At 74.1% G+C, this 26,847-nt stretch carries 17 protein-coding genes and 1 pseudogene; 14 read left to right on the top strand and 4 right to left on the bottom strand.

Annotated elements, in window-relative coordinates; translation table 11 throughout:
* Positions 1-537: 537 nt before the first annotated feature.
* From gatC to ACFWI8_RS29950, 6 genes and pseudogenes are all read left to right on the top strand, one after another.
* Positions 538-834, top strand: a complete 297-nt coding sequence (gene gatC, locus ACFWI8_RS29975) for an Asp-tRNA(Asn)/Glu-tRNA(Gln) amidotransferase subunit GatC (protein ID WP_311604903.1) — start codon at positions 538-540, stop codon at positions 832-834.
* A gap of 5 nt (positions 835-839) precedes the next feature.
* Positions 840-2,333 carry an Asp-tRNA(Asn)/Glu-tRNA(Gln) amidotransferase subunit GatA gene (gene gatA / locus ACFWI8_RS29970; protein WP_387098000.1) on the top strand — a complete coding sequence of 498 codons (1,494 nt, stop codon included), beginning with the start codon at positions 840-842 and terminating at the stop codon, positions 2,331-2,333.
* Complete coding sequence (locus ACFWI8_RS29965; RefSeq protein ID WP_311604906.1) at positions 2,330-2,575, top strand: hypothetical protein; 246 nt, start codon at positions 2,330-2,332, stop codon at positions 2,573-2,575. The genes gatA and ACFWI8_RS29965 overlap by 4 nt, the downstream gene beginning before the upstream one ends.
* 41 nt (positions 2,576-2,616) lie before the next feature.
* Positions 2,617-4,125, top strand: coding sequence for an Asp-tRNA(Asn)/Glu-tRNA(Gln) amidotransferase subunit GatB (gatB, locus tag ACFWI8_RS29960; RefSeq protein ID WP_387097997.1), 1,509 nt, complete (start codon positions 2,617-2,619; stop codon positions 4,123-4,125).
* Positions 4,126-4,307: 182 nt separating this feature from the next.
* Complete coding sequence (locus ACFWI8_RS29955) at positions 4,308-4,493, top strand: hypothetical protein (protein WP_387097994.1); 186 nt, start codon at positions 4,308-4,310, stop codon at positions 4,491-4,493.
* A pseudogene (locus tag ACFWI8_RS29950) lies at positions 4,490-7,477 on the top strand (AAA family ATPase); the annotation flags it as partial. The gene ACFWI8_RS29955 and the pseudogene ACFWI8_RS29950, both read left to right, overlap by 4 nt.
* A gap of 168 nt (positions 7,478-7,645) precedes the next feature.
* Here the strand turns inward: ACFWI8_RS29950 and ACFWI8_RS29945 are convergent.
* Positions 7,646-9,028, bottom strand: a complete 1,383-nt coding sequence (locus tag ACFWI8_RS29945; RefSeq protein ID WP_387098006.1) for an endo-1,4-beta-xylanase — start codon at positions 9,026-9,028, stop codon at positions 7,646-7,648.
* 454 nt (positions 9,029-9,482) lie between these two features.
* On the opposite strand from ACFWI8_RS29945, the gene ACFWI8_RS29940 reads away from it, so the two are divergent.
* Entirely contained in the window at positions 9,483-9,671 is a 189-nt protein-coding gene (locus ACFWI8_RS29940; protein ID WP_387097991.1) for a hypothetical protein, read from the top strand.
* A gap of 47 nt (positions 9,672-9,718) precedes the next feature.
* Positions 9,719-12,703: an AAA family ATPase gene (locus ACFWI8_RS29935; protein WP_387097988.1), complete on the top strand. Its 2,985-nt coding sequence runs from the start codon at positions 9,719-9,721 to the stop codon at positions 12,701-12,703.
* A 358-nt stretch (positions 12,704-13,061) separates the two neighbouring features.
* Here the strand turns inward: ACFWI8_RS29935 and ACFWI8_RS29930 are convergent, their stop codons facing one another.
* Positions 13,062-14,258, bottom strand: a complete 1,197-nt coding sequence (locus ACFWI8_RS29930; RefSeq protein ID WP_387098003.1) for a PQQ-dependent sugar dehydrogenase — start codon at positions 14,256-14,258, stop codon at positions 13,062-13,064.
* Between the two features lie 116 nt (positions 14,259-14,374).
* On the opposite strand from ACFWI8_RS29930, the gene ACFWI8_RS29925 reads away from it, so the two are divergent.
* The 6 genes from ACFWI8_RS29925 (at position 14,375) to serA (ending at position 24,021) form a co-directional block, all read left to right on the top strand.
* Entirely contained in the window at positions 14,375-15,325 is a 951-nt protein-coding gene (locus tag ACFWI8_RS29925; RefSeq protein WP_387097985.1) for a 2-hydroxyacid dehydrogenase, read from the top strand.
* Between the two features lie 132 nt (positions 15,326-15,457).
* Entirely contained in the window at positions 15,458-18,334 is a 2,877-nt protein-coding gene (locus ACFWI8_RS29920; protein WP_387097982.1) for a putative bifunctional diguanylate cyclase/phosphodiesterase, read from the top strand.
* A gap of 347 nt (positions 18,335-18,681) precedes the next feature.
* Positions 18,682-20,535: an acetolactate synthase large subunit gene (locus tag ACFWI8_RS29915; RefSeq protein ID WP_387097979.1), complete on the top strand. Its 1,854-nt coding sequence runs from the start codon at positions 18,682-18,684 to the stop codon at positions 20,533-20,535.
* Positions 20,536-20,563: 28 nt separating this feature from the next.
* Positions 20,564-21,088: an acetolactate synthase small subunit gene (gene ilvN / locus ACFWI8_RS29910; protein WP_311596996.1), complete on the top strand. Its 525-nt coding sequence runs from the start codon at positions 20,564-20,566 to the stop codon at positions 21,086-21,088.
* A 126-nt stretch (positions 21,089-21,214) separates the two neighbouring features.
* Entirely contained in the window at positions 21,215-22,213 is a 999-nt protein-coding gene (ilvC, locus tag ACFWI8_RS29905; protein ID WP_387097974.1) for a ketol-acid reductoisomerase, read from the top strand.
* Between the two features lie 218 nt (positions 22,214-22,431).
* The gene (serA, locus tag ACFWI8_RS29900; protein WP_311596999.1) at positions 22,432-24,021 is read left to right on the top strand and encodes a phosphoglycerate dehydrogenase; all 1,590 of its coding nucleotides are present in this window, start codon (positions 22,432-22,434) and stop codon (positions 24,019-24,021) included.
* Between the two features lie 40 nt (positions 24,022-24,061).
* Here the strand turns inward: serA and ACFWI8_RS29895 are convergent, their stop codons facing one another.
* Both ACFWI8_RS29895 and ACFWI8_RS29890 read right to left on the bottom strand, forming a co-directional pair.
* Positions 24,062-25,102, bottom strand: a complete 1,041-nt coding sequence (locus tag ACFWI8_RS29895; protein ID WP_387097971.1) for an NAD(P)-dependent alcohol dehydrogenase — start codon at positions 25,100-25,102, stop codon at positions 24,062-24,064.
* A 570-nt stretch (positions 25,103-25,672) separates the two neighbouring features.
* The gene (locus ACFWI8_RS29890) at positions 25,673-26,656 is read right to left on the bottom strand and encodes a glycoside hydrolase family 6 protein (protein WP_387097968.1); all 984 of its coding nucleotides are present in this window, start codon (positions 26,654-26,656) and stop codon (positions 25,673-25,675) included.
* Positions 26,657-26,847: the final 191 nt, after the last annotated feature.

The following is a 26,847-nucleotide window of genomic DNA, read 5'->3' as shown; positions in this document are numbered from 1 at the left end:
GCCTGCGGCCGTGTCGCGCCCACCCGCCCTTGGCGGGTGGCCTCGCGCGGCGGTAGCCGCGTGGCCCGGCGGCGCAGCCGCCGCGGGCCCGGCCCGCCGGGTCGGGCCGCTCTCCGCGCGTGGCGCGGAAAAGGGCGGGTGGGCGGGGAAACGTGGGAAACGCTCGGCGCAGCCGCCGCGGGCCCCGGCCCGCCACCCCGCGCGGAGCGCGCGGAAAAGGGCGGGCGGGTGGGGGAAATCCCGGCGCGGAGCGCCGGGCACCGGCCGCGCACCGCTCGGAAACAACCGCGCGAAGCGCCAGGCACCGGCTTCGCCGGGCCGTAGACCGCGCGGAGCGCGCGAAAAGGGCGGGCGGGTGGGGAAGACCCGCGCGGAGCGTCCGGCACCCGCCGGCCCGGGCCGTTCGCCGCGTGGAGTGCCGCGCCCCGCGCGGCGGGGCGGTAGGCCGCCAGGCCGGAACGGCGGCGCGGCCCGCCTCCGCACGGTCATAGGATTGGGCCCGCAAACCCCGCCCGCGACGAGCAAGAGGATCGCCACATGCCTGGCATCACGCGCGAGGAGGTCGCCCACCTCGCCCGGCTGGCGCGTCTGGAGCTGACCGACGAGGAGCTCGACCACTTCGCCGGACAGCTCGACGACATCATCGGCGCGGTCGCCCGCGTCGCCGATGTCGCCGCCGAGGACGTTCCGCCGACCTCCCACCCGCTGCCGCTCACCAACGTGATGCGCCCCGACGAGGTCAGGCCGAGCCTGACCCCGCAGCAGGCGCTCTCCGGCGCGCCCGCGCAGGAGCAGCAGCGTTTCAAGGTGCCGCAGATCCTGGGGGAGGAGTGACCACCGTGGCCGATCTGATCCGTCTCACCGCCACCGAGTTGGCCGCCCGCGTCGCCGCGGGCGACGTCAGCGCGGTCGAGGTCGCCGAGGCCCACCTGGCCAGGATCGACGCCGTCGACGAGAAGGTGCACGCCTTCCTGCACGTGGACCGCGAGGGCGCGCTCGCCCAGGCCCGCGCCGTGGACGAGAAGCGGGCGCGGGGTGAGGAGCTCGGCCCGCTGGCCGGGGTGCCGCTCGCGCTCAAGGACATCTTCACCACCGAGGGGGTGCCCACCACCGTCGGGTCGAAGATCCTGGAGGGCTGGATCCCGCCCTACGACGCCACCGTGACGAAGCGTCTGAAGGCGGCCGGCGTCGTCATCCTGGGCAAGACCAACATGGACGAGTTCGCCATGGGCTCGTCCACCGAGAACAGCGCGTTCGGCCCGACCGGCAACCCGTGGGACCTGACGCGGATCCCCGGCGGCTCGGGCGGCGGCTCGGCGGCGGCGCTCGCCTCGTTCCAGGCGCCGCTCGCCATCGGCACCGACACCGGCGGCTCGATCCGCCAGCCGGCCGCGGTCACCGGCACCGTCGGCGTCAAGCCGACCTACGGCGGGGTCTCCCGCTACGGCATGGTGGCCTTCTCGTCCTCGCTCGACCAGGGCGGCCCGTGCGCCCGCACCGTGCTGGACGCGGCGCTGCTGCACGAGGCGATCGCCGGCCACGACCCGCTGGACTCCACGTCGATCGAAGCGTCCGTGCCGCCCGTCGTGGAGGCCGCCCGCACCGGCTCGGTGGCCGGTCTTCGGGTGGGCGTCGTGCGGGAGTTCCGTGGCGAGGGCTTCCAGCAGGGGGTGCTGAACCGCTTCGACGAGTCCGTCGAGCTGCTGCGCGGGCTCGGCGCCACCATCGTGGAGCTGTCCTGCCCGTCGTTCGACAAGGCGCTCGCCGCGTACTACCTGATCGCGCCGTCCGAGTGCTCCTCGAACCTGGCCCGCTTCGACGCCATGCGGTACGGCCTGCGCGTCGGGGACGACGGCACCAGGTCGGCCGAGGAGGTCACCTCGCTGACCCGCGAGTCCGGCTTCGGGCCCGAGGTGAAGCGGCGGATCATGCTGGGCACCTACGCCCTGTCCTCCGGCTACTACGACGCCTACTACGGCAGCGCGCAGAAGGTGCGCACCCTGGTCGCCCGCGACTTCGGCCGCGCGTTCGAGCAGGTGGACGTCGTGGTGTCGCCGACCACGCCGACCACGGCGTTCCCGATCGGGGAGCGGGTAGACGACCCGATGGCGATGTACCTCGCCGACCTGTGCACCATCCCGGTGAACCTGGCCGGCAACGCCGCGATGTCCCTGCCCTGCGGTCTGGCCGACGAGGACGGGCTTCCGGTGGGTCTTCAGATCATCGCTCCGGCGATGGCCGACGACCGGCTGTACCGCGTCGGAGCGGCGGTGGAGGCCGCGTTCCAGGCACGCTGGGGACATCCGATCCTGGAGGAGGCACCCGCGCTATGAGCATTGGCAAGAAGAAGCCGAAGTCCAAGGCCAGCACCTACCTGTCCATCGGCACCACGCTGTTCGGCGTGGTCAGCGTCTCCCGCCAGCTGCGCGAGGCCCGCAGTGAGGGCGACAAGCTCAGGCTGGCCGACGCCCTCGTCTCGGCCGCCTCGATCGTCACCGGCGTCGCGCTGCTCGCCCGCGAGCTGCGCCGGATGGCGCAGGACGAGGGCGGCGTCCTCGCCGACGAGCGCGACTGAGCCGCGGTACGCCACGCACGCATCCGGAAGGTACTTCTCCCGTGACCGTCACTGACCTGGTGTCGTACGAGGACGCGCTCGCGTCCTACGACCCCGTCATGGGCCTCGAGGTCCATGTCGAGCTCGGCACCAAGACCAAGATGTTCTGCGGCTGCGCCACCACGCTGGGCGCGGAGCCCAACTCGCAGACCTGTCCCACCTGCCTCGGCCTGCCGGGCTCGCTGCCGGTCGTCAACGCGACCGGCGTCGAGTCCGCCGTTCGGATCGGTCTCGCCCTCAACTGCGAGATCGCCGAGTGGTGCCGCTTCGCCCGGAAGAACTACTTCTATCCGGACATGCCGAAGAACTTCCAGACCTCCCAGTACGACGAGCCGATCGCGTTCGACGGCTACCTGGACGTCCAGCTGGCCGACGGCGAGGTCTTCCGGGTCGGCATCGAGCGCGCCCACATGGAGGAGGACACCGGCAAGTCCACCCACATCGGCGGCGCGACGGGGCGCATCCACGGCGCCTCGCACTCGCTGCTCGACTACAACCGGGCCGGCATCCCGTTGATCGAGATCGTCACCAAGCCGATCGAGGGCGCCGGTGCCCGCGCCCCCGAGGTGGCCAGGGCCTACGTCGCCGAGCTGCGCGAGCTCATCAGGGCGCTCGGAGTCTCCGAGGCCCGGATGGAGATGGGCCAGCTGCGCTGCGACGTCAACGTGTCGCTCCGGCCGCACGGCCGGGAGGCGTTCGGCACCCGCAGCGAGACCAAGAACGTCAACTCGCTGCGCAGCGTGGAGCGCGCCGTCAGGTTCGAGATCCAGCGGCACGCGGCCGTGCTCGGCGACGGCGGCACGATCGTGCAGGAGACCCGGCACTTCCACGAGGACAACGGCACCACCACCTCGGGCCGGGTCAAGGAGGAGGCGGAGGACTACCGCTACTTCCCCGAGCCCGACCTGGTGCCGATCGCCCCCGAGCGCGAGTGGGTGGAGCGGCTGCGCGCCGAGCTGCCCGAGACGCCGCTGGCCAGGCGGAACCGGCTGCGCGAGGAGTGGGGCATCTCGGCGCACGAGATGCAGTCGGCGCTCAACGCGGGCGCGGTCGAGCCGATCACCGCCACCATCGAGGCCGGCGCCGACGCGGCGGCGGCCCGCAAGTGGTGGCTGGGCGAGCTCGCCCGGCGCGCCAACGAGCAGGGCGTCGAGCTCGCCTCGCTGCCCATCACCCCGGCGCAGGTGGCCAGGGTGGCGGCGCTGGTCGCGGCCGGCGAGCTCAACGACAAGCTGGGCCGCCAGGTCATCGACGGCGTGCTGGCGGGCGAGGGTGACCCGGACACCATCGTCGAGAAGCGGGGGCTGCGCATCGTCAAGGACGAGGGTGCGCTCGGCGCCGCCGTCGACGAGGCCATCGCGGCCAACCCGGCGGTCGCCGACAAGGTGCGGGGCGGCAAGACGGCCGCCGCCGGCGCCCTGGTCGGCGCGGTGATGAAGGCCACCAGGGGCCAGGCCGACGCGGCCAGGGCCCGCGAGCTGATCCTGGAGCGGCTCGGCGTCACCGAGTAAGGCCCCCGCGCCGCCGCTGAGGCGGAGCGAGGCCCGCCTAAGGCCCCCGGCGCCCGCCGGGGGCCTTCGCGCTAAGCGCGCCGGCGCGGCGAAACGCGGCGATCGCCCGATGCGCGCGGGCCCCCTGGGAGAGGAGCGTTGAGGCTGCTGACAGGCAGCCGAATCCCAGGGAGGGAACCAGGATGACCGGACTCGAGCAGCTGCTCGGGCAGGAACTCCACCGACAGCGCGCGGCCGACCTCGAACGGGCGGCCGAGGAGCACCGGGCGGCCACCGCCGCCCGGAACGAGGAACGGCGCACCGGTGAGGCGGAGCAGCCGGCGTCCGCCCGGAGCCGGAATCGCCGGGGCAGGATCGCGGTGGCGTGACGGCGAGATCGGCGGCCCGGCCTCTGCCCAGCGCGATAAGCGGTACCGGGTCGTCGGCCAGGCGTGCCATTCTCGGTGCTGTGGAGAGCCGTCGGGTCAGTCCCGTGTTCGTGGGCCGCGCCAGCGAGCTGGCCGAGCTCACGGCCGGCCTGTCCCGCGCCGGGCGCGGCGAACCACAGGCGTATGTGGTCGGCGGCGAGGCCGGCATCGGCAAGTCGCGGCTGCTCGATGAGGTGCTGACGGCGGCCAGGGCGGCGGGCGCCGTCACGGCCGTCGGATCCTGCGTCGAGCTCGGCGCGGACGGCCTGCCGTTCGCGCCGGTCGCCGCCGTGCTGCGCTCGCTGCACCGGCAGCTGGGCGCGGAGCTGGCGGAGGCGGCGACCGGGCAGCTCGGGGAGCTCGCCCGGCTGCTGCCGGAGCTCGGCGACGAGGCGCGCCCGACCTCGGGGGACGCGCTCGACCGGGTGCGGCTCTTCGAGCTGACGGCCCGGCTGCTTGAGCGGCTCTCCGCCGACCGGAGCCTCGTGGTGGCCATCGAGGACCTGCACTGGTCGGACCGCTCCACCCGGGAGCTCCTCGGCTACCTGTTCCGCTCGGTGCAGCGCAGCCGCCTCGTGCTGCTCGCCACCTACCGCGCCGACGACCTGCACCGCCGCCATCCGCTGCGCCCGTTCCTCGCGGAGCTCGACCGGCTGCGCTCGGTCCGGCGGATCGAGCTGGCCCGGCTGAGCGACGCCGAGGTGCAGGCGCAGATGGCGGGGATCACGGGCGGGGCGCCGGATCCCGCGCTGGCCCGCTCGGTGTTCGAGCGCTCCGAGGGCAACCCGTTCTTCGTCGAGGAGCTGACCGCCAACGGCGGCGCCGGGCGCGGCCTGAGCGAGTCGCTGCGCGACCTGCTGCTGGTGCGGGTCGAGGCGCTGCCCGAGGGCGTGCAGGAGCTGTTGCGGATCGCGGCGGAGGCGGGCTCGTCGGTGGAGCACGCGCTGCTCGCCCAGGTGGCGGGGCTGCCGGAGCCGGAGCTGCTGGCCGCGCTGCGGGCGGCCGTCGGGGCGTATCTGCTGGTGCCCACGGAGGACGGCGACGGCTACCGCTTCCGGCACGCGCTGATGCGCGAGGCGGTGGTGGACGACCTGCTGCCGGGGGAGCGGGCCAGGCTCAACCGTCGCTTCGCTGAGGCGTTGGAGGCCGGGCACGGCCTGGTGCCCGCCGGCGAGCGGGCAGCGCGGCTCGCCAGCTACTGGTACCACGCGGGGGACGGCGCCAGGGCGCTGCCCGCGGTGCTGGCGGCGGCGACCGAGGCCGGTCGGCGGTACGCCTACGCGGAGCAGCTACGGCTGCTGGAGCGGGCGCTCGAGCTGTGGGACACGGCGCCGGACGAGGCGCTGGCCGGGCTGCGTCCGGTGGAGCCGATCTGGGCCTACCCGGACCCGGAGGCGCCGGGCCGGCCCGTGGACTACCCGGACCTGCTGGCCGAGGCCACGATGGCGGCCGTACACGCCGATGAGCGGGACCGGGTGCTGGCGCTCAGCAGGCGGGCCCTGCGGGTGCTCGACGCGCGCGCCGAGCCGCTGCGTTCCGCCTGGTTCTGGCTCCAGCGCTCCCGGGCCCGGTCCGGCGTGGGGCGGAGCGACGGGCAGGCCGAGCTTGACCGGGCCAAGAAGCTGGTGCAGGGCCTGGCCCCCTCGGTGGTGCACGCCCAGATTCTGGCCCAGGTGGCGGCCCGCAACACCCTGGACCTACCGAGCCCCGAGACCTTCGAGACGGTGGAGCGCGCGGTCGAGATGGCCCGCCTGGTGGGTGCGGAGCGCACCGAGCTGTACGCGCGCTTCACGCGGGGCTGCCTGCTGGCCGACTCCGGGGACGTGGACGGTGGCCTGGCCGAGATGAGCGCCGTGATCGAGCGGGTGATCGAGGGCAGCGATGTCAGCCTGATGTCCCGCTCGCTGGTCAACTACGCGGCCACGCTGAGCGAGGTGGGAGAGTTCCGGCAGGCGAGCGAGGCGGTGGCGCGCGGCATGGAGATCGCCGACCGCTACGACCTGCGGGACGCCAGGGGATGGTTGTCGGCGAACCACGCCGAGGTGCTGATCGCGCTCGGCCGCTGGCCGGAGGCCGAGGCGGCGGCGGCCGCCGCGCTCCGTCAGGGGCGGGACTCCAGGCTGCGCGCCGGCGCCCGGCTCGCCGCCGCCCACCTGGCGCTGCTGCGCGGCGACATCGCGGAGGCGAGCCGGGGTCTGGCCGCCACCCGGGCGGAGATCCACACCCCGGACCTGAACCCCGGGATGGCGGTGAGCCTGGCCCGGGTCGAGGTCGAGCTGGCCGCGGCCGAGGGCAGGATCGCGGACGTCAGAGCGACGCTCCGGGCCGCGATGGCGGGCGGTACCCCGCCCTTCACCGCCAACTACGCCTGGGAACTCTTCCTCGCGGCGGCCACCGCCGAGGCCGAGAGCCGAGGGTTGCCGACGGCGGAGGAGGGGAGGCCGGCCGCCGTCGCGGCGATCCGGGCCGCGATGGCGCTCGTGCCCCGTGCGATACCGCTGTGGACCGCGCTCGGGCACCTGGTCGACGCCCAGTTGAAGCGAGCCGAGGGCCGGCCGGCGGAGGTCCGCTGGGCTGAGGCGGTCGAGGCGCTCGAACGGTTCGAGCTGCCCCACCACCTGGCCGTCGCCCGGCTCGGCTGGGCCGAGGCGCTGCTGGCCGAGGGCGGCTCAGAGGCGCGGGAGCGGGCCGCGGAGCCGCTGCGCCAGGCCGGCGAGACCGCCCTCGCCCTGGGCGCGGCGCCGCTGCGCGAGCGGGTGGCCCGGCTGGCGACCAGGGCCGGACTCTCGCTGCTGCCGCCGGAGCCGGCCGAGCCCCCCGACCCGGCCGACTCCTTCGGCCTGACCCCCCGCGAGCGGGACGTGCTGGCCCTGGTGGCCGTCGGCCGCAGCAACCGGCAGATAGCCGAGGAGCTGTTCATCTCGCCCAAGACGGCGAGCGTGCACGTCTCCAACATCCTGGGGAAGCTGGCCGTCTCCGGCCGGGGCGAGGCCGCGGCCCTGGCCCACCGGGTGGGCTTGGGCCGGGGGCCGGCCGAGCTTTGGGCCGGGATCGGGGGGGGGGCGGCGGCGGCGGTCGGCGCCGCCGCCGCGCCCGGTGGGGGGTGGCGGTCCTCAGGCCGTCGCCACGCAGGAGCCGAGCGTGGGCGCGGTCCAGTTGCCGTTGGCCATCACGGTGAAGCCGAAGCTGGTCGAGCCGCCCGCCGACAGCGCGCCGTTGCCGTTGGGCCGCATGGTCATCACCGTGCCGGTGCCGTCCCAGCTCGGGGTGCCGTTCCAGGTGGTCGACACCTGCTGCGGGGAGCGCAGGGTCACGGTCACCGTCCAGCCGCTGATCGGCGTCGAGCCGGCCGTCACGGTGACCTGGCCGTTGAACCGGTCGCCCCAGCGCTGGGTCTCCGCGTAGGTCACCGAGCAGCCGGCGCTCCCGCCACCGCCCCCGCCGCCGGAGCCGTTGAGCGCGTTCAGCACCGCCGTGTACGCCGGCTTCTTGTTGTAGTTGCCGTCGAACAGCAGCGGGGTGTCGCTGGCCCGCCAGGAGTACTTGTCCGTGACGCCCCACACCGTGATGCCGGTGCAGCGGGAGACGGCCAGGCAGGCGTTCACCACCCGGGAGTAGCTGTTGGCCTGGGCGGTGCCGGAGCCGGCGATGTCGAGCTCGGTGATCTGCACCTCGACGCCGAGGTCGGCGAAGCGCTGGAGGTTGGCCTGGAAGTCGGCCGGCACCGGGGAGGCGCTGTTGAAGTGCGACTGGAAGCCGACGCAGTCGATCGGCACGCCGCGCGCCCGGAAGTCGCGGACCATGTTGTAGACCGCGTTGCTCTTCGCGTTGATGCCGTCGGTGTTGTAGTCGTTGTAGCAGAGCTTGGCGTTCGGGTCGGCGGCCCTGGCGGTGCGGAACGCCTCCTCGATGAAGCCGTTGCCGAGTCGGTCCTGGAAGGGCGAGCTGCGCCGGGCGCCGCTGTTGCCGTCCTGGAACGCCTCGTTGACCACGTCCCAGGAGTGGATCTGGCCCCGGTAGCGGCCCATCACCTGGTTGATGTGGTTGTTCATCGCGGCCCTGAGGTCGTTGGCGTTCAGTCCGCCCACCCAGCCGGGCAGCTGCGAGTGCCAGACCAGGGTGTGGCCCCGGACCCGCATGCCACGGGACCGGGCGTGGTTCACGATCTGGTCGGCGGCGCCGAAGGTGAACGAGTTGCGGTTGGGCTCGGTGGCGTCCCACTTCATCTCGTTCTCGGCCGTGACGCTGTTGAACTCGGTGTTCAGCGTGGACGCGTAGGCGGCCTCACCGAGGCGGTTGGCGGCCACCGCGGTGCCGAAGTAGCGGCCGCGCTCGGCCGCCGAGGCGCCCAGCGTGGTGGCGGCGTCCGCGGTGTTCGGCAGGGCGATGAGGCCGGCCGCCGCGAGAAGGCCGGCGGTGGCCACCACCAGCGCCCGGCGGGCGCGTGACCACGAGCTGCCTAAGGTGCCTGAGGTGCCTGAGGACGGGCTGATCATTGCTACCCCTCGGTCGATGGATGGGTGTACTGCCGCGGCTGCGGGAGCCGCGCTCGAGTCCCGGAGAGCGACGGCGCCCATGGCGTGAGGCAACGATCGAACGGGAGTATGCGCCCGCCAGGGCGCCCCGTCAACGGATCCTTCCGGAATTTTTCCGGCTGGAATCATGTGTCGTCGACGGCTGGAGATCGCCAGTGACCTGCGGTGAAGCGCGTTCGATGATGCGCCGCAGGTCAGACGGGGAGCGGCAGGGGGCCGAAAATTATCGGGGACCCGACCGGAAGGTCGCCGGGTCGGACCCTCGCGATGCCTAAGGAGCACCCGGCCCCCGGGACCCGGCGCCTAAGGACCTACCGGCCGGCGACTTCCGCAACATTCCCGATGTGGCGGCCCCTCCTTGGCGAGGAGTGTGGAGTCATCGCGAACGAGCGACACCACACCGAGGGAGAACCCGATGTACCACGAGTTGCACGCCGTCCAGACCAGGATCGACGAGCTGCACCGGGAGGCGGCCACGGAGCGCCTCGCCAACGAGGCCCGGCGGCGCGCCGCCTCCGAGGAACACGAGCCCGAGGGGCGGGTGAGTCAACGGGGCGGGGCGCGGGGCCGGCTGCTCGGCCTGCGTCGGAGCGCCCGGGTGTGACGCACATGCCCCGCCGAGTGTCAGACGTGTGTGCGATCCTGCCCAACATGCACATCAGAACCGTCAGCCCCGTCTTCGTCGGCCGCGCCCCCGAGCGGGCCACCCTGGCCGAGGCGCTCGCCTCGGCGACGGCCGGCGCGCCCCAGGCGGTGCTGATCGGTGGTGAGGCCGGGGTCGGCAAGAGCCGCCTGCTCGCTGAGTTCCTCGCCGAGGCCAGGGCGGCGGGCGCCGTCACGGCCGAGGGGGCCTGCGTCGAGGTCGGCGTGGAGGGCCTGCCCTTCGCCCCCGTCTCCACCGTGCTGCGCGGCCTCAACCGCCAGCTCGGCGAGGAGCTCGCCGAGGCCGCCGCCGGGTTCGGCGGCGAGCTCGGCCGGCTGCTCCCCGAGCTCGGCGGCCCCACCGCGGCGGCCAGGGCCGGGCGCGACGAGGACGAGCGGGCCCGGCTCTTCGAGCTCACCGCCCGGCTGCTCGAGACCCTCGCCACCGACCGCACCCTGGTGCTGGTCATCGAGGACCTGCACTGGTCCGACCGCTCGACCCGCGGCCTGCTCGGCTACCTCTTCCGCTCGCTCCAGCGCTGCCGGGTGTTGCTCCTCGCCACCTACCGCTCGGACGACATCCACCGCCGCCACCCGCTGCGCCCCTTCCTGGCCGAGCTCGACCGGCAGCGCACGGTGCTCCGCGTCGAGCTCGCCCGCTTCACCCGTGAGGAGGTGCGCGGCCAGCTCGCCGGCATCCGGGGCAGCGCGCCCTCCGAGCGCGAGCTCGACCAGGTCTACCAGCGCTCGGACGGCAACGCGTTCTTCGTCGAGGAGCTGGCCACCGCGAGCGACTGCGGAGGAGGGAGCATCCTCAGCGACTCCGTGCGCGACCTGCTGCTGGTCCGGGTCGAGGCCCTGCCCGAGTCGGCGCAGCGCGTCGTCCGCACGCTCGCCGAGGGCGGCTCCAAGGTGGAGCACGCGCTGCTGCGCGCCGTCACCGGGCTCGGCGAGGACGAGCTGATCGAGGCGCTGCGCACCGCGGTCGGCGCCAGCATCCTGCGCGCCGACGAGGACGACAGCTACGGCTTCCGGCACGCGCTGGTCCGCGAGGCCGTCGACGACGACCTGCTGCCGGGTGAGCGGTCCCGGCTCAGCCGCAGATACGCGGAGGCCCTGGAGGCCGACCCCGACCTGGTGCGGGCCGACGAGCGGCCGGCCAGGCTCGCCAGCTACTGGTACCACGCGCGGGACGCGGCCAGGGCGCTGCCCGCCACGCTGAGCGCCGCCGCAGCGGCCCGCTGCCGCCACGCGTACGCGGAGCAGCTGCACCTGCTGGAGCGTGCGCTCGAGGTCTGGGACGACGCGCCGGCCGAGGTCCGCAGGCGGCTGCCGCTCGCCGAGGGCGTCGAGTCCTACCCGCTGTGCGACTGCGACGACGAGGAGCTGAGCTTCCTCGACCTGCTGGCCGAGATGGCCGTCACGGCCCGCCGGGCCGGCGATCCCGAGCGCGGCCTCACGGTGGTCAACCGGGCCCTGCGCCACATGAACGAGCGGAGCCACCCGCTGCGCGCCGCCTGGTTCTGGACGCAGAAGTCCCGGCTGATGCGGAACCTGGCCCGCGGCGACGGCTGGACCGAGCTCGCCACGGCGCAGGAGCTGCTGGCCGGCTTCCCGCCCTCGCGGGTGCACGCGCACGTGATGACGGAGGCCGCCGGCTGGCGCACCGTGTTCGACCCGCGCCCCGAGGGCGTGGCCGTCGCCGACCAGGCCGTCGAGCTGTCCCGGCAGGTGGGCGACGAGGAGTCCGAGCTGAACGCGTTGATCAGCAGGGGCGGCCTGCTGGCCGAGGGCGGCGACGGGGACGCCGCGGTCGCCGTGCTGCGGGACGCCGCCCGGCGGGCCGAGGAGACCGAGCTGGTCAGCGTCTTCAAGCGCAGCCTCGTGAACCTCGTGTCGCTGCTCGAGGGCATCGGCCGCTCCGAGGAGGCCGTGGCGGACGCCGACCGGGGCGTGCCGATCGCCTACCGCTACGGGCTGCGGGACACCGAGTCCTGGCTCCACGGGAACCGCGCCGACTCGCTGTTCTCGCTCGGCCGCTGGGCCGAGTGCGAGACCGCCGTCCGCGAGTCGCGGCGCACCGCGCAGACTCCCGTCTCACACGCGCTCGCGGCCAAGCGGATGGCCCTCCTCGCCGTCGCCAGGGGCGACCTGGAGACGGCGGAGGCGGAGCTGACCCGGATGACCGAGCACTACAACACCTTCGACGTCTCCGCCCCGCAGTACGCCCACCCGGCCGCGCAGGCGCGCATCGGCTTCGCCGCCCAGCAGGGCCGGATCCTGGACGCCCGCCGACTGCTCGCCGAGACCCTGGCCGTCGACCTCGCCCCCGGCGTCGGCCGCTACACCTGGCCGATGCTGGACGCCGCCGCCGTCGCCGAGTCGGAGGCCCGCGGGGTGCCGGCGGCCGAGCCAGGACAGCCGGCGGCGATATCCAGGATCCGGGCGTGCGCGGTCTCGCTGCCGCGGTCCTACCCGGTGTGGCGCGCCTACGCGCTGCTGGTCGAGGCGGAGCTGCGGCGGGCCGAGGGCACGGCCTGCCCGGCCGACTGGGCGGCGGCCGCCGCCGCCTTCGACGGCCTCACCCGCCCCAGGGAGCGGGCGCGGATCGCGCTGCGCTGGGCCGAGACGCTGCTCGCCCAGGGCGAGCGCGAGCGGGCCGCCGAGCGGCTGGCCGAGGCACACGCCACGGCCCAGCGCCTCGGCGCCGGCCCGCTGCTCACCGAGGCCGAGCGCCTCGCCCAGCGCGGCCGGCTCCCCCTGACCCCGGACGACGGCCTCGACCAGCCGGACTCCTTCGGCCTGACCCGCCGCGAGCTCGACGTCCTCGCGCTGGTCGCCGCCGGCCGCACCAACCGGCAGATAGCCGAGGAGCTGTTCATCTCACCCAAGACGGCGAGCGTGCACGTCTCCAACATCCTGGCCAAGCTCGAAGTCACCGGCCGCGGCCAGGCCGCCGCCCTGGCCCACCGCCTCGGCCTGGTCGGCACGTAACGCTGCGCGCTTGGCGTCGGCCACCGACCCGCCGGCCTGCGGCCGTGCGGCGCCGCGCCGCGCCCCCCCGCCCTTCGGGCGGGCCGTAGCACGGCCCCGGGCATGGCCCGGCGGGTCCGCGCACCGCGCGAAGCGCGAAAGCCCCGGCGGCCGTGCGGTGCCGCGCCCACCCACCCGCCCTCGGCGGGCGGCCTCGCGCGGCAAGCCGACCGGCCCAGCCGGTCCGCGCACCGCGCGCAGCGCGGTCCGGCCCGGCACCCCGCGCGAAGCGCGCGAAAGGGCGGGCGGGTGGGGGAAAACTCGGCGCGAAGCGCCGCGCGCCGCAGCGTCGCGCCCCCGTGCCGGAGCCCTCCGCGAGTCAGCGGACGCGGAGGCGGAGGACGCGGTCGTCCTGCCCGGAGGGCGCCGGCGTTCCGCGGCTGTCCGTCTCGTTGGTGACGAGCAGCAGCTCGTCGTCCCCGACCGCCCGCACCGCCCGCAGGCGGCCGAACTCGCCGGTCAGGAACGACTCCGGCTCGGCGTCGGAGAGCGGCACCCGCCACAGGCGTTCGCCCCGCAGGCCGGCCAGCCAGAGGGAGCCGCCCTGGAAGGCGAGCCCGCTGGGCGACGCCTCGGCCGGCGGCCACCACCGCACCGGGTCGGTGAAGCCGTCGGCCTCGCCGCCCGGGCCCTCGTGGAGCGGCCAGCCGTAGTTCCCGCCCGGCTCGACGCGGTTGAGCTCGTCCCAGGTGTCCTGCCCGAACTCCGAGGCCCACAGCCGGCCTTCGGCGTCCCAGGCGAGGCCCTGCACGTTGCGGTGGCCGGACGAGTAGACCGGTGAGTCGGGGTCCGGGTTGTCGGCCGGCGCTTCGCCCGTCGCCGGGTCGATGCGCAGGATCTTTCCGGAGAGGGAGTCCTGGTCCTGCGCGAGGCCCTGGTCGTCGGCGTCGCCGGTCGAGGCGTACAGCATGCCGTCGGGCCCGAAGGCCAGGCCGCCGCCGTTGTGGATGAACTCGCCGCGGGGGATGCCGGTGAGCACGTCGCGGTCGGGCGCGAGGCCCTGCCCGGGTGCCGCCGAGGCGTCGTAGCGGAAGGCGGTGATCCGGTTGTCGTCGGCGGTGGTGTGGTAGGCGAAGAGCAGGCTGCTCGACGCGAACTCCGGGTCCAGGGCGAGGCCGAGGAGGCCGCCCTCGCCGTCCGGCGTGACGCCCGGCACCTCGCCCACCTCCGAGACCTCGCCCGAGTCGGCCGCGATCCGGTGGACCGTGCCGCCGTCCCGGGAGCCGACCAGCAGGTCGCCGTCGGGCAGCGGCACCAGGCCCCAGGGCGAGTCGAGCCCTTCGGCCACCGTCTCGACCACCTCCACCGCCCCCTCGTCGGGGGCCACGGTCGGTTCCTCGGGGTCGGCCGTCGCCTCCGGTCCTGTCGACTCCCGCGCGCTCCCGGACGCGGTCGCCCCGCCGTCTCGCCCGTCGCCGTCGCCGTCGTCGTCCGTGCCCGAGCCAGAACAACCCGCCACCGCGAGGGACACGGCCGTCACCGCCGCGAGCAGGCCGCCCCTGCCTCGCCGCCTCATCATCCGCCTCCGTCCTCCCCGCCCCCGGGACCGCGATCGGAACGCCCAGCACATCAGACGTGATCCGTTCCGTCACCCCCCGGTACCCCCGCCGACGGCCGATCTAGCCTGGCCGCATGAGCACTTCGGATGTCTGGCTGCCCTTTTCCCCCGACGACCTGTCCGACCTGCCGGGATCGTTCACCTACCGGCACTGGGACGGCGAGGACGACTATCCGGCCGATCCGGCCGACTGCGCCTTCTACGTCGTCCCGTACATGAAGCGCCAGGACGTGGTGCTGCGCCCGCTGCCGCTGATGACCGGCGTGCGCGTCGTCCAGACCCTGACCGCGGGCGTCGACCACATGCTGCCCGGCCTGCCCGACCTGGCGCCCGGCGCGCGGCTGTGCAACGCCGGCTCGCTGCACAACACCAGCACCGCCGAGCTGGCACTCACCCTGACGCTGGCCGCGCTGCGCGGCGTCCCCGACGCGGTGCTCGCCCAGCGCGAGGGGCGCTGGGCGCAGGGCGTGCGCCCAGCGCTCGCCGACCGCCGGGTGCTGATCCTCGGCTACGGCAACATCGGCGGCGCCATCGAGGACCGGCTGCTGCCGTTCGAGGTCGCCGAGGTCATCCGCGTCGCCAGCCGGGCGCGGACGGCGCCGCGCGGCCCGGTGCACGCCGCCGACGAGCTGCCCGAGCTGCTGCCCCGCGCCGACGTGGTGATCGTCGCGACCCCGCTCACCGCCGCCACCCGCGGCCTGGTCGACGCCGAGTTCCTGGCCCGGATGCCGGACGGCGCGCTGCTGGTCAACGTCGGCCGCGGCCCGGTCGTGGACACCAAGGCGCTGCTCGCCGAGCTGGAGTCGGGCCGACTGCTCGCGGCGCTCGACGTCACCGACCCGGAGCCGCTGCCGTCGGGGCATCCGCTGTGGGACGCGCCCGGCGTGCTGATCACCCCGCACGTCGGCGGCCCGACGTCGGCCTTCAGGCCCCGCGCCGAGCGGCTGCTGCGGGACCAGCTGGCCAGGTTCGCGGCGGGCGAACCCGTGGCGCACGTCGTCGCCGTGGGCGGGCGGGAGGACTGATCCGCGGCGTTGACCGAGCGCGAGGCACCCCCCAAATCGTCACGGTCGGTGAGATTGCTATGGCGTTGAGTGACGGTTCTGGTGTACCGTCCGTTCCGGGGCGAGTCCGGAACGAGAGGGGGGCACAGGCCAATGCACCGCCCGAGAACGGCCTGGCGGCCGCGCGCCGACGTGGGGAGCCCGCCGCTGACCGGCCCGGGGCCGCAGCTGGCGCTGGCCGGGGTGTGCGCGGGGTATGCCGTGGGAGCCCTGTTCGGCTGGGGCTCCCCGCAGGTGGCCCGCGTGATGGGGGACTTCGGGCTCTCCGCGGCCGCTTTCCTGGCCGCGGGGTCCTGCCTGTGGTACGCGCACCGGCGGGCCGGTGAGCTGCGGCCCGCGTGGACGCTGTTCGGCCTCTCCTCGATGATGATCGGCCTGGGCAACGCCATATGGGGCTGGTACGAGGTGGTGCTGCGGGAGTCCGTCCCGCGCACCTCGCTCGCGGACGTCTGCTACCTGCTCTTCGCGCCGCTCGCCATCATCGGCCTGCTGATGTTCGCCAGGCGTCCGGCCACCAGGGCGGGCTGGATCTGCCTCGGGCTCGACGCCTGGCTCATCGGCGGCTCGTTGATGACGCTCTCGTGGAGCGTCGCCCTCGCCCACACCGCCCAGTGGCGGGGCGAGACGGTGGCCCGCGCCGCCCTGGCGCTGGCCTATCCGCTGCTGGACATCGCGCTGGTCAGCATGGTGCTGGTGCTGCACTTCCGGCACGGCACCCGGCGCCGGACCGGGGTCAACACGGCCATCGGCGCCCTGGCCCTGACCGTCCTGTGCGACGCGCTGTTCACCTCGCCGATGCTGCGCGCCCACTACAGCTCGGGCCAGCTGCTGGACGCCGGCTGGTTCGCCGCCTCGCTGCTCCTGGCCTACGCGCCGTGGGCGGGCGCCAGAGGCGAGCGGGCGGCCGGTCGGCCGCCGGACGACGGGCCGGCCGAGGAGCCGCCGCCCGGCGGGCGCCAGGAGGGCGATCGTCACGCCCGGCCGTTCGCCGAGTCGCTGGGCATCGGCGCCCTCGCGCCCTACACGGCGGCGGCCGTGTGCGTGCTCAGCATCCTGATGACCATAGTCGCTGGCCGCAGCGTCGACCGGGTCGTCGTGTACGCGGCGTCCGCGGTCGTCCTGGCGCTGCTGGTGCGCCAGGGCATCACCCTCGCGGACAACGCGGCCCTGACCCGCGAGCTCGCCCAGAAGGAGAACTACTTCCGTTCGCTGGTGCAAGGATCGAGCGACGTGATCATGATCGCCGCGCCGGACGGCAAGCTGCGCTACGTGAGCCCGGCGGCCACCGGCGTCTACGGCAGGGACGCCGACCGGCTGATCGGCTGTGAACTCTCCACCCTGATCCACCCTGACGACCTCGGCCGTGTCCTGCACGAGCTGCGCCGCTTTCTCGCGGTGCCGCCCGCGCTCGAGTCGGCCACCAGGATCGAGTGCCGGGTGCGGCACGACGAGGGGCGCTGGCTCAATGTCGAGTCCAGCGTCAACCGCTACCAGGACGGCCTGATCTTCAACAGCCGCGACGTGACCGAACGTGTGCGACTGCAAGCACAGCTGCAGCACAGCGCCTCCCACGACGCGCTCACCGACCTGCCCAACCGGGCCCTGTTCACCGAGCGGGTCCGGCTGGCCCTCAGCGACGGCCACGGCCCGGGCCAGACCGGGGAGTCGGACGCCGCGGTCTTCTTCATCGACCTCGACGGCTTCAAGGCGGTCAACGACACCATCGGCCACCAGGCGGGCGACGAGCTGCTGGTGCAGGCCGCCCAGCGGCTGCGGGAGTCCGTCAGGGCCGGCGACACCACGGCCCGGCTCGGCGGGGACGAGTTCGCCGCGCTGATCGTGGGCGACCCGGCCGGCGAGCCTGGCCCGCGCGAGTACCGGATCCTGGAGATCGCCGAGCGGGTACGGACCGCGCTCTCCCGCCCCTACGTGGTGGACGGCCGCGAGGTGCGGGTGGCCGCCAGCATCGGTATCGCCTTCGCCGAGCCAGGCGCCACCCCGGCCGCCCTGATGCGCAACGCCGACCTCGCGATGTACCGCGCCAAGCAGGCCGGCAAGGCCCGCGTCGAGCTGTACGTGCCGCAGCTCCAGGCCGAGGCGGTGCGCCGCACCGAGCTGGCCGACCGGCTGCGCCGCGCCCTGCACGCCGGCGAGTTCACCCTGCTCCACCAGCCCGTCGTCGACCTTGCCGACGGGCGGATCACCGCGGTCTCCGCGCAGGCCCGCTGGCGCTCCGCGCACGGCCTGCTCAGCACCCCGCTCGAGCTGCTGCGCGGCCCCCGCACCGACGCCGGCGAGCGGGCCACCGAGATGACCGGCTGGCTGGTCAGACAGGCCATCGCCGAGGCCGGCAGGCGCCACCGCGCCGGCCACACCGTCCCCGTGAGCGTCCGGGTGCCGGGGCCCAGGCTCGCCGACCGGGCGCTGGGTGCCGGCGGCGTCGAGGCGCTGCTCGCCGAGCACGGGCTGCCGCCCGACGCCCTGATGATCGAGCTGCCCGAGGCCGAGTCCGTGCTGGCCGCCGACGAGCTGCGGCGTCGCCTCCTCGACCTCAGCGGCCTCGGCGTCGGCGTCGCGCTCGGCGGCTTCGGCAGCGGCGGCACCGCGGCCGCCGCCCTGCACCGGCTCCCCGTGGACCTCGTCCGCCTCGACGGCGAGCTCGTCGACGGCCTGCTCGACTCCCCCCAGCTGCGCAAGATCGCCGCCGGCCTGCTGCGGCTGGCCGCCGACCTGGGCGTCGACTCCCTCGCCGACGGCGTCGACCACCCGGAGCAGGCCGCCGCGCTCCGCGCGCTCGGCTGCCGGCGCGGCCAGGGGCTCGCCTTCAGCGAGCCGCTCGACGCCGCCGGGCTGCGCCGCGTCCTCGACGGCGGCCGCCTCCCCCTGCCCCCGCACCCCCTGCCACCGGCCCGCCGCACCCCCCGCGAGCCACAGGCCGACCCCGCCCCCTCGCACTCCGCACCCACCTAGGCCCTGCCCGGGCGGACAGGACCTGGCCACCCGCGCGTCGCCGACCCGGATCCGCCCCACCCGGTCCACGCCAGGACCGCCCCGGCCCACATAGTGAGACGCCGCTCGCGCTCGCTTGACACCTGGCGGGCAGGGGAGCAAGGTCAGAGTCATGCACACCCGAATTCTCGTACTTGGATGGCGCGTCGGCTGACCTCGGACACTCCGTGGCCCCCAGCGACGCGCTCCCCCTCGCATGCCTTACGGCACGAGGGGTTTTTTGTTGCACCGACGCCGTCAGGGACGCGTCGGAACCCGCACCCGCACCCCAGCTTCACCACCCTCACCACTCCGAGAAGAGAACGTCGATGACCGAGCAGGCCACCGGGGCACCCAAGCCGCAGCCGCGGGCCCCCCGAAGCGGAGCACCGCAGCCCACCGCCACCGTCGAGCACGTGACGGGCGCCCAGTCCCTCATCCGCTCCCTCGAGGCGGTCGGCGCCGACACCGTCTTCGGCATCCCCGGCGGCGCCATCCTCCCCGCGTACGACCCGATGATGGACTCCACCAAGGTCCGCCACATCCTCGTGCGCCACGAGCAGGGCGCAGGACACGCCGCCACCGGCTACGCCCAGGCCACCGGCCGGGTCGGCGTGTGCATGGCCACCTCGGGCCCCGGTGCCACCAACCTGGTCACCCCCATCGCCGACGCCCACATGGACTCGGTGCCGCTGGTCGCCATCACGGGACAGGTGGCCAGCCCCTCCATCGGCACCGACGCCTTCCAGGAAGCCGACATCTGCGGCATCACCCTGCCCGTCACCAAGCACAACTTCCTGGTCACGGACCCCGCGGAGATCCCGCGCACCATCGCCGAGGCGTTCCACATCGCCGCCACCGGGCGTCCGGGCCCCGTCCTCGTCGACATCTCCAAGGACGCCCTGCAGGCCAGGACCGTCTTCTCCTGGCCGCCCACCACCGACCTGCCCGGCTACCGCCCGGTCAGCCGCCCGCACGCCAAGCAGATCCGCGAGGCCGCCCGGCTGATCTCCCAGGCCAAGCGCCCCGTCCTCTACGTCGGCGGCGGCGTCGTCAAGGCCGGCGCCTCCGCCGAGCTGCGCGAGCTGGCCGAGTTGACCGGTGTCCCGGTGACCACCACCCTGATGGCCCTGGGCGCCTTCCCCGACAGCCACCGCCAGCACCTCGGCATGCCCGGCATGCACGGCTCGGTCGCCGCCGTCACCGCGCTCCAGCGGGCCGACCTGATCGTCGCCCTCGGCGCCCGCTTCGACGACCGCGTCACCGGGAAGATCGACTCCTTCGCGCCGCACGCCAAGATCGTGCACGCCGACATCGACCCCGCCGAGATCGGCAAGAACCGCGTCGCCGACGTCCCCATCGTGGGCGACGTCAAGGACGTGATGGCCGACCTGACCGCCGCGCTGCGCGCCGAAGACCCGGCCACCGCGGCGGGCCCGGAGGCCGCCGAGCGCTACGCCGCCTGGTGGGAGCAGCTCGACCGCTGGCGCGAGACCTACCCGCTCGGCTACGACCTGCCGGAGGACGGCACCCTCTCCCCGCAGCAGGTCATCGAGCGCATCGGCCAACTGGCCCCGGAGGACACCGTCTTCACCGCCGGTGTCGGCCAGCACCAGATGTGGGCCGCCCACTACCTGCCGTTCGAGCGCCCCGGCACCTGGCTCAACTCCGGCGGCCTGGGCACCATGGGCTACGCCGTCCCCGCCGCGCTCGGCGCCAAGGCCGGCCGCCCCGAGGCCCCCGTCTGGGCCATCGACGGCGACGGCTGCTTCCAGATGACCAACCAGGAGCTGGTCACCGCCGCGCTCAACAACATCCCGATCAAGGTCGCCATCATCAACAACGGCGCCCTGGGCATGGTCCGCCAGTGGCAGACCCTCTTCTACAACCAGCGCTACTCCAACACGGTGCTGCGCGAGGGCCCCGAGGCGACCGGCACCCGCATCCCCGACTTCGTCAAGCTGGCGGAGGCCATGGGCTGCGTCGGCCTGCGCTGCGAGGACCCCGACCAGCTCGACGCCGTCATCGAGAAGGCCAACGCCATCAACGACCGGCCCGTCGTGGTCGACTTCATCGTCCACGAGGACGCCATGGTGTGGCCGATGGTCGCCGCCGGCACCTCCAACGACGAGGTGATGGCCGCCCGCGGCGTGCGCCCCGACTTCAGCGACGCCGACGACTGACCGACCGCAGAGGTAACACGAACCCGCCATGTCCAAGCACACACTCTCCGTCCTGGTCGAGAACAAGCCCGGTGTCCTCTCCCGGATCACCTCGCTCTTCTCCCGGCGCGGCTTCAACATCGACTCGCTCGCCGTCGGCACGACCGAGCACCCCGAGGTGTCCCGCATCACCATCGTCGTCAGCGTCGAGGCGCTGCCGCTCGAGCAGGTCACCAAGCAGCTCAACAAGCTGGTCAACGTCCTCAAGATCGTCGAACTCGACCCGTCGGCGGCCGTCCACCGGGAACTCGTTCTGGTGAAAGTCCGCGCCGACAACGAGACCAGGTCGCAGATCGTCGAGATCGTGCAGCTCTTCCGCGCCAAGACCGTGGACGTCGCCCCCGAGGCCGTCACCATCGAGGCCACCGGCAGCAGCGACAAGCTGGAGGCCATGCTGCGGATGCTGGAGCCGTTCGGCATCAAGGAGTTGGTGCAGTCCGGCGCCATCGCCATCGGCCGCGGCTCCCGCTCCATCACCGACCGCTCGCTCCGCGCGCTGGACCGCAGCGCGTAGCACGTCGTTCCCGCGCGTGGACCGGATACCGAGACCGGTCCACCACCCCCGTTCCACACGTCCTACGGTGGAACCCCGCCGCCGTCCCATCGGCGGTGGCGTGAACCAACAAGGAGAAGAACCGAAGTGGCCGAGCTGTTCTACGACGACGACGCCGACCTGTCCATCATCCAGGGCCGCAAGGTGGCGGTCCTCGGTTACGGCAGCCAGGGCCACGCCCACGCGCTGTCCCTGCGCGACTCGGGCGTCGACGTCCGGGTCGGTCTGCACGAGGGCTCCACGTCCCGCGCCAAGGCCGAGGAGCAGGGGCTGCGGGTGACCACCCCGGCCGAGGCCGCCGCCGAGGCCGACGTCATCATGATCCTGGTGCCGGACCCGATCCAGGCCCGCGTCTACGAGGAGTCCGTCAAGGACAACCTCAAGGAGGGCGACGCGATCTTCTTCGGCCACGGCTTCAACATCCGCTTCGGCTTCATCAAGCCGCCGGCGGGCGTCGACGTCTGCATGGTCGCCCCCAAGGGCCCCGGCCACCTGGTCCGCCGCCAGTACGAGGAGGGCCGCGGCGTGCCGTGTATCGCGGCCGTCGAGCAGGACGCCTCGGGCAACGCCTTCCCGCTGTCCCTCTCCTACGCCAAGGCCATCGGCGGCACCCGGGCCGGCGTCATCAAGACCACCTTCACCGAGGAGACCGAGACCGACCTCTTCGGCGAGCAGGCGGTCCTCTGCGGCGGCACCGCGGCCCTCGTCAAGGCCGGCTTCGAGACCCTGACGGAGGCCGGCTACCAGCCGGAGATCGCCTACTTCGAGTGCCTGCACGAGCTGAAGCTCATCGTGGACCTCATGTACGAGGGCGGCCTGGAGAAGATGCGCTGGTCGATCTCCGAGACCGCCGAGTGGGGCGACTACGTGTCAGGCCCGCGCGTCATCACCGAGCAGACCAAGGCCGAGATGAAGCGCATCCTGGGCGACATCCAGGACGGCACCTTCGCGGAGGCGTGGATGGCCGAGTACAACGCCGGCCTGCCGCGCTACAACGAGTACAAGAAGGCCGACGCCGGCCACCTGCTCGAGACCACGGGCAGGGAGCTCCGCAAGCTGATGAGCTGGGTCGACGAGGAGGCCTGAGCCCTCCGCGATCCGATCGATCCGACCCGTCACCACGGGGGAGTTCGCTCGATCGGGCGGCGGGTCCGGTACGAACCGCCGGGCTCGCCGCCCGCCGCTACACTGCACTGCACCAAGCGTGTCACGGGCTCACAGCGTCGTGCGGCTCCACGTGGCTGCCTACCTCTCCACTCCCGGCCGTCGGGACGCGGCCTTCCGCAAAGGACCAGTGAGACCCAGTGAGCAAGCCCGTCGTACTCATCGCAGAAGAGCTCTCCCCCGCGACCGTCGATGCCCTCGGTCCCGACTTCGAGATCCGGCACTGTGACGGCGCTGCCCGTGACGAACTGCTGACCGCCATCGCCGACGTGGACGCGGTGCTGATCCGCAGCGCCACCAAGATCGACGCCGAGGCCATCGCGGCCGCCCGCCGCCTCAAGGTCGTCGCCCGTGCCGGCGTCGGCCTGGACAACGTCGACGTCGCCGCCGCCACCAAGGCCGGCGTCATGGTGGTCAACGCGCCCACCTCCAACATCGTGACCGCGGCCGAGCTCGCCTGCGGCCTGATCGTCTCCACCGCCCGCAACATCCCGCAGGCCAACGCCGCGCTGAAAAAGGGTGAGTGGAAGCGCAGCAAGTACACGGGCGTCGAGCTCGCCGAGAAGACCCTCGGCGTCGTCGGCCTCGGCCGCATCGGCGTGCTGGTCGCCCAGCGGATGGCCGCCTTCGGCATGGACATCGTCGCCTACGACCCCTATGTGCAGCCGGCCCGCGCCGCCCAGATGGGCGTCAAGCTGCTCAGCCTCGACGAGCTCCTCGCCGTCTCCGACTTCATCACGGTCCACCTCCCCAAGACCCCCGAGACCCTGGGGCTCATCGGCGACGAGGCGCTGCACAAGGTCAAGCCCAGCGTCCGGATCATCAACGCGGCCCGCGGCGGCATCGTCGACGAGGCCGCCCTGCTCAGCGCCCTCAAGGAGGGCCGGGTCGCCGGCGCCGGGCTCGACGTCTACGCCACCGAGCCCTGTACCGACTCGCCGCTCTTCGAGTTCGACACCGTGATCGGCACCCCGCACCTCGGCGCCTCCACCGGCGAGGCCCAGGAGAAGGCCGGCCTCGCCGTCGCCAAGTCCGTCCGCCTCGCGCTCGCCGGTGAGCTCGTCCCCGACGCGGTCAACGTGCAGGGCGGCGTCATCGCCGAGGACGTCCGTCCCGGGCTGCCGCTCGCCGAGAAGCTCGGCCGCATCTTCACCGCGCTCGCCGGCGAGGTGGCCCAGCGACTCGACGTCGAGGTGTGCGGCGAGATCACCCAGCACGACGTCAAGATCCTGGAACTCTCCGCGCTCAAGGGCGTCTTCGAGGACGTCGTCGCCGAGACCGTCTCCTACGTCAACGCGCCGCTCTTCGCCCAGGAGCGCGGCGTCGAGGTGCGGCTCACCACCAGCTCCGAGTCGCCCGACCACCGCAACCTGATCACCGTGCGCGGCACGCTCACCAGCGGCGAGGTGGTCTCGGTCGCCGGCACTCTGGCCGGTCCCAAGCACCTCCAGAAGATCGTCGGCATCGGCCCGCACACCGTGGACCTGGCGCTCGCCGACCACACGGCGTTCCTGCGCTACACCGACCGCCCCGGCGTCGTCGGCACCCTCGGCCGGATCCTCGGCGAGGCCGGCATCAACATCGCCGGCATGCAGGTGGCCCGCGCCGAGGAGGGCGGCGACGCGCTGATCGCCCTCACCATCGACAGCACCATCCCGCCCGCGGTGCTCAACGAGATCGCCGAGGAGATCGGCGCCACCTCGGCCCGCGGCGTCGACCTCACCGACTGACCCCGCCGGCGGCGGCGCCCCCGGCGGGCGCCGCCGCACCTCAACCGTTGGGCAGGACCACCGCCCGGCCGTTGACCTTCCCGGCGTGCAGCCGCTCGTACGCCAGCGGCGCCTCGTCGATGCCGTAGGTCTCCACCCTGACCTCCACGGCCCCCGACCGCGCCAACGCCAGCACCTCGCCGAGCTCGCCCCTGCTGCCCCAGTACGGCGCGGCCACGGCGACGTCGAACGCGGTGGTGTTGATGCCGACCGGCAGCGCGCCGCCCGCGATGCCCACGATCGACACGTCCGCCTCCACGGCCGCCACCGCGCCCGCCGTGGTCACGGTCCCCTGGGCCCCCACGAAGTCGAACACCGCCTCCGCGCCGAGCCCGCCGGTCAGCTCCCTGACCCGGTCGGCCGCCCGCTCGTCGGACAACACCGTCTCGTGCGCGCCGACCGCCCTGGCCAGCGTCAGCTTGTCCTCCGACACGTCGAGCGCGATCACCCGGCTCGGCGTCAACGCGCGCAGCAGCTGGATCGCCACGTGCCCGAGCCCGCCCGTGCCGATCACCACGGCCGTGCTGCCCGGCCGCAGCTTGGGCAGCGAACGCTTGATCGCGTGGTACGGCGTGAGCCCGGCGTCCGTCAACGGCACCGCGCTCACCGGGTCGAGCCCGCCCAACGGCACCAGGAACCGGGCGTCGTCCACCAGCAGGAACTCCGCCATGGCGCCCGGCGAACCGAGCCCCGGCGGGAAGATCCCGAGATCGGCGGCGCGCAGGCAGTAGTTCTCCTTGCCCTCGGCGCACTTGGCGCAGCGGCCACAGCCCTGCGGCCCGTACACCGCGACCAGCTCGCCCTCGGCGATCCCGGTGACGCCCTCACCCAGCGCCGCCACCGTGCCGGCGCCCTCGTGCCCGAGGGTCAGCGGCAGCGGGTAGGGGAACGACTCGGCCGGCCAGCTCATCACGGCGATGTCCGAGTGACACACCCCGGCGGCCGCCACCCGCAACAGCACCTGCCCGGGCCCCGGCTCCGGCTCCGGCACGTCCACGACCTCGGGCGCGGCGCCGATCTCCCGATACTGGACGGCCTTCATCCGACCTCCCTGGCGGCGGCGCGGTGGCGGAACGCCACCTCCTGGCCATGCTGCGGCGCGCGGCCGCAGCCCGCAAACGCACCGCCACGCGCTGCGCGGCGGCGCGGTTGCGGTGGCCCGGGGCCTGGCGGCCGCCCGGTGCCGCGCCCACTCACCCGCCCTACGGGCGGGTCGTAGCGCGGCCCCGGGCATGGCCCGGCGGCGAAGCCGCCACGGGCCACCGGCCCGGCCGGCCCGCGCACCCCCCCCGAAAGGGCGGGTGGGTGGGGGGAAGCCCCCGGCGCGAAGCGCCGGACACCCGGCGGCGCAGCCGCCACCCCCGCGCGGAGCGCGAGATAGGGCGGGTGGGTGGGGGCGATCCCCGGCGCGCAAGCGTTTCACCGCACCCCGCGGCGCAGCCGCCACCCCCGCGCGGAGCGCGGCAAAGGGCGGGCGGGTGGGGAAGAAACCGGCGCGAAGCGCCGCCCGCACTCGCCCGCCCCGGTCAAAAGAAAAGCCGGCACCGGCCTGGGAAGGCAGACCGGCACCGGCCCGGCGGAACGGCCGACCGCCCGCGGGTGACGGCCCGCGTCAGCCGCCCGCCAGCTCGTAGGCCTTCGCGGGCGAGAAGGAGCCCGCAGGGCCGTCGCAGCCATCGAGCTCACCCGGCAGCTTGACCCACAGATAGGCGTCGATCAGCCGGTTGCCGGTGGCCGCCGTCGGGTTCTGGCCGACGCGCCGCCCCGGCGGGTCGCACCATTCGCTGCCCAGCGGCCCGTTGCCGTTGCGGCTGGTGTCGATGACCGCCCGCAGGTCGGGGTCGCCGAGCTGGGCGAGGACCGCCTGGACGAAGGCGTTCTCGTCGGCCGTGGTGCGGTAGTTGGAGACGTTGGAGTAGATGCCGTCGCCGCTCCGCAGGATGCCCGCCTCCCGCAGCGTCGCCGCCATGGTGGCGGGGGAGTGCCACGCGGAGTGGCCGGCGTCGAAGTAGACCCTGGCCTCGGGGCTGGCCGCGTGGATGAGGTCGGCCGCGGCGGCCAGCGCGTTGAACCGTTCGGCGCGCTGGGCCGGGTTGAGGCAGGTGGTGAGGGCCAGCGAGTCCGGTTCGAGGATGATGACGGACTGTCCTTCGCCGAGGCCGGCCGCGAAGTCCTCGGCCCAGTCGAGGTAGGCCGTGAAGGTGGGGGCGCCGCCGGCCGAGGCGCCGCCGCAGTCCCGGTTGGGGATCATGTACGAGACGAGCACCGGCACCTCGCCGGTGGCCGCGGCGGCCGAGGTGACGGCGGCGACGTCCTGGGTCACGGTCGCCGGCCGGTAGTTGGAGAACCAGACGGCCTGCGGCTGGCTGGCGATCCGCTGGGCGATCAACGGCTGGCGGGGGTCGTTCGGGTTCTGGGCGACCCAGTCGTGCACGTTCGCCGGGTAGTTGTGGAACACGGTGTCGTCGGGCAGCTCGGCGGCCGCGACGCCGGGGGCGGCGTCCGCGGCCTGCGCGGGGGCGAGCTGACCCGAGGTCAGCAGCAGCCCGCCGAGGGCCGCCGCCACCGCGGTCAACGCGGCTCGTGGGGTGCGCACTATGGCTCGTTCCTCTCCGGAAGAGGGGTACGGTCGTGGGGGTGTGGGAGCGCTCCCAGTGCCGCCGAAGATAGCCGCTCGACGCTGCGGAGTAAACCGTCGGGACAGGGCCGCCGCGGGGGGCCCCCCCCCCCCCGCCGCGCCCCGGGCCGCGGCGGCCGGGCCCCCCCCCCGCCGGGAGCGGGAGAGCC

This window comes from Streptomyces sp. NPDC127098 (genome assembly GCF_042722465.1).
Classification (GTDB): domain Bacteria; phylum Actinomycetota; class Actinomycetes; order Streptomycetales; family Streptomycetaceae; genus Streptomyces; species Streptomyces millisiae.
This window is presented reverse-complemented; position numbering and strand designations above follow the sequence as displayed.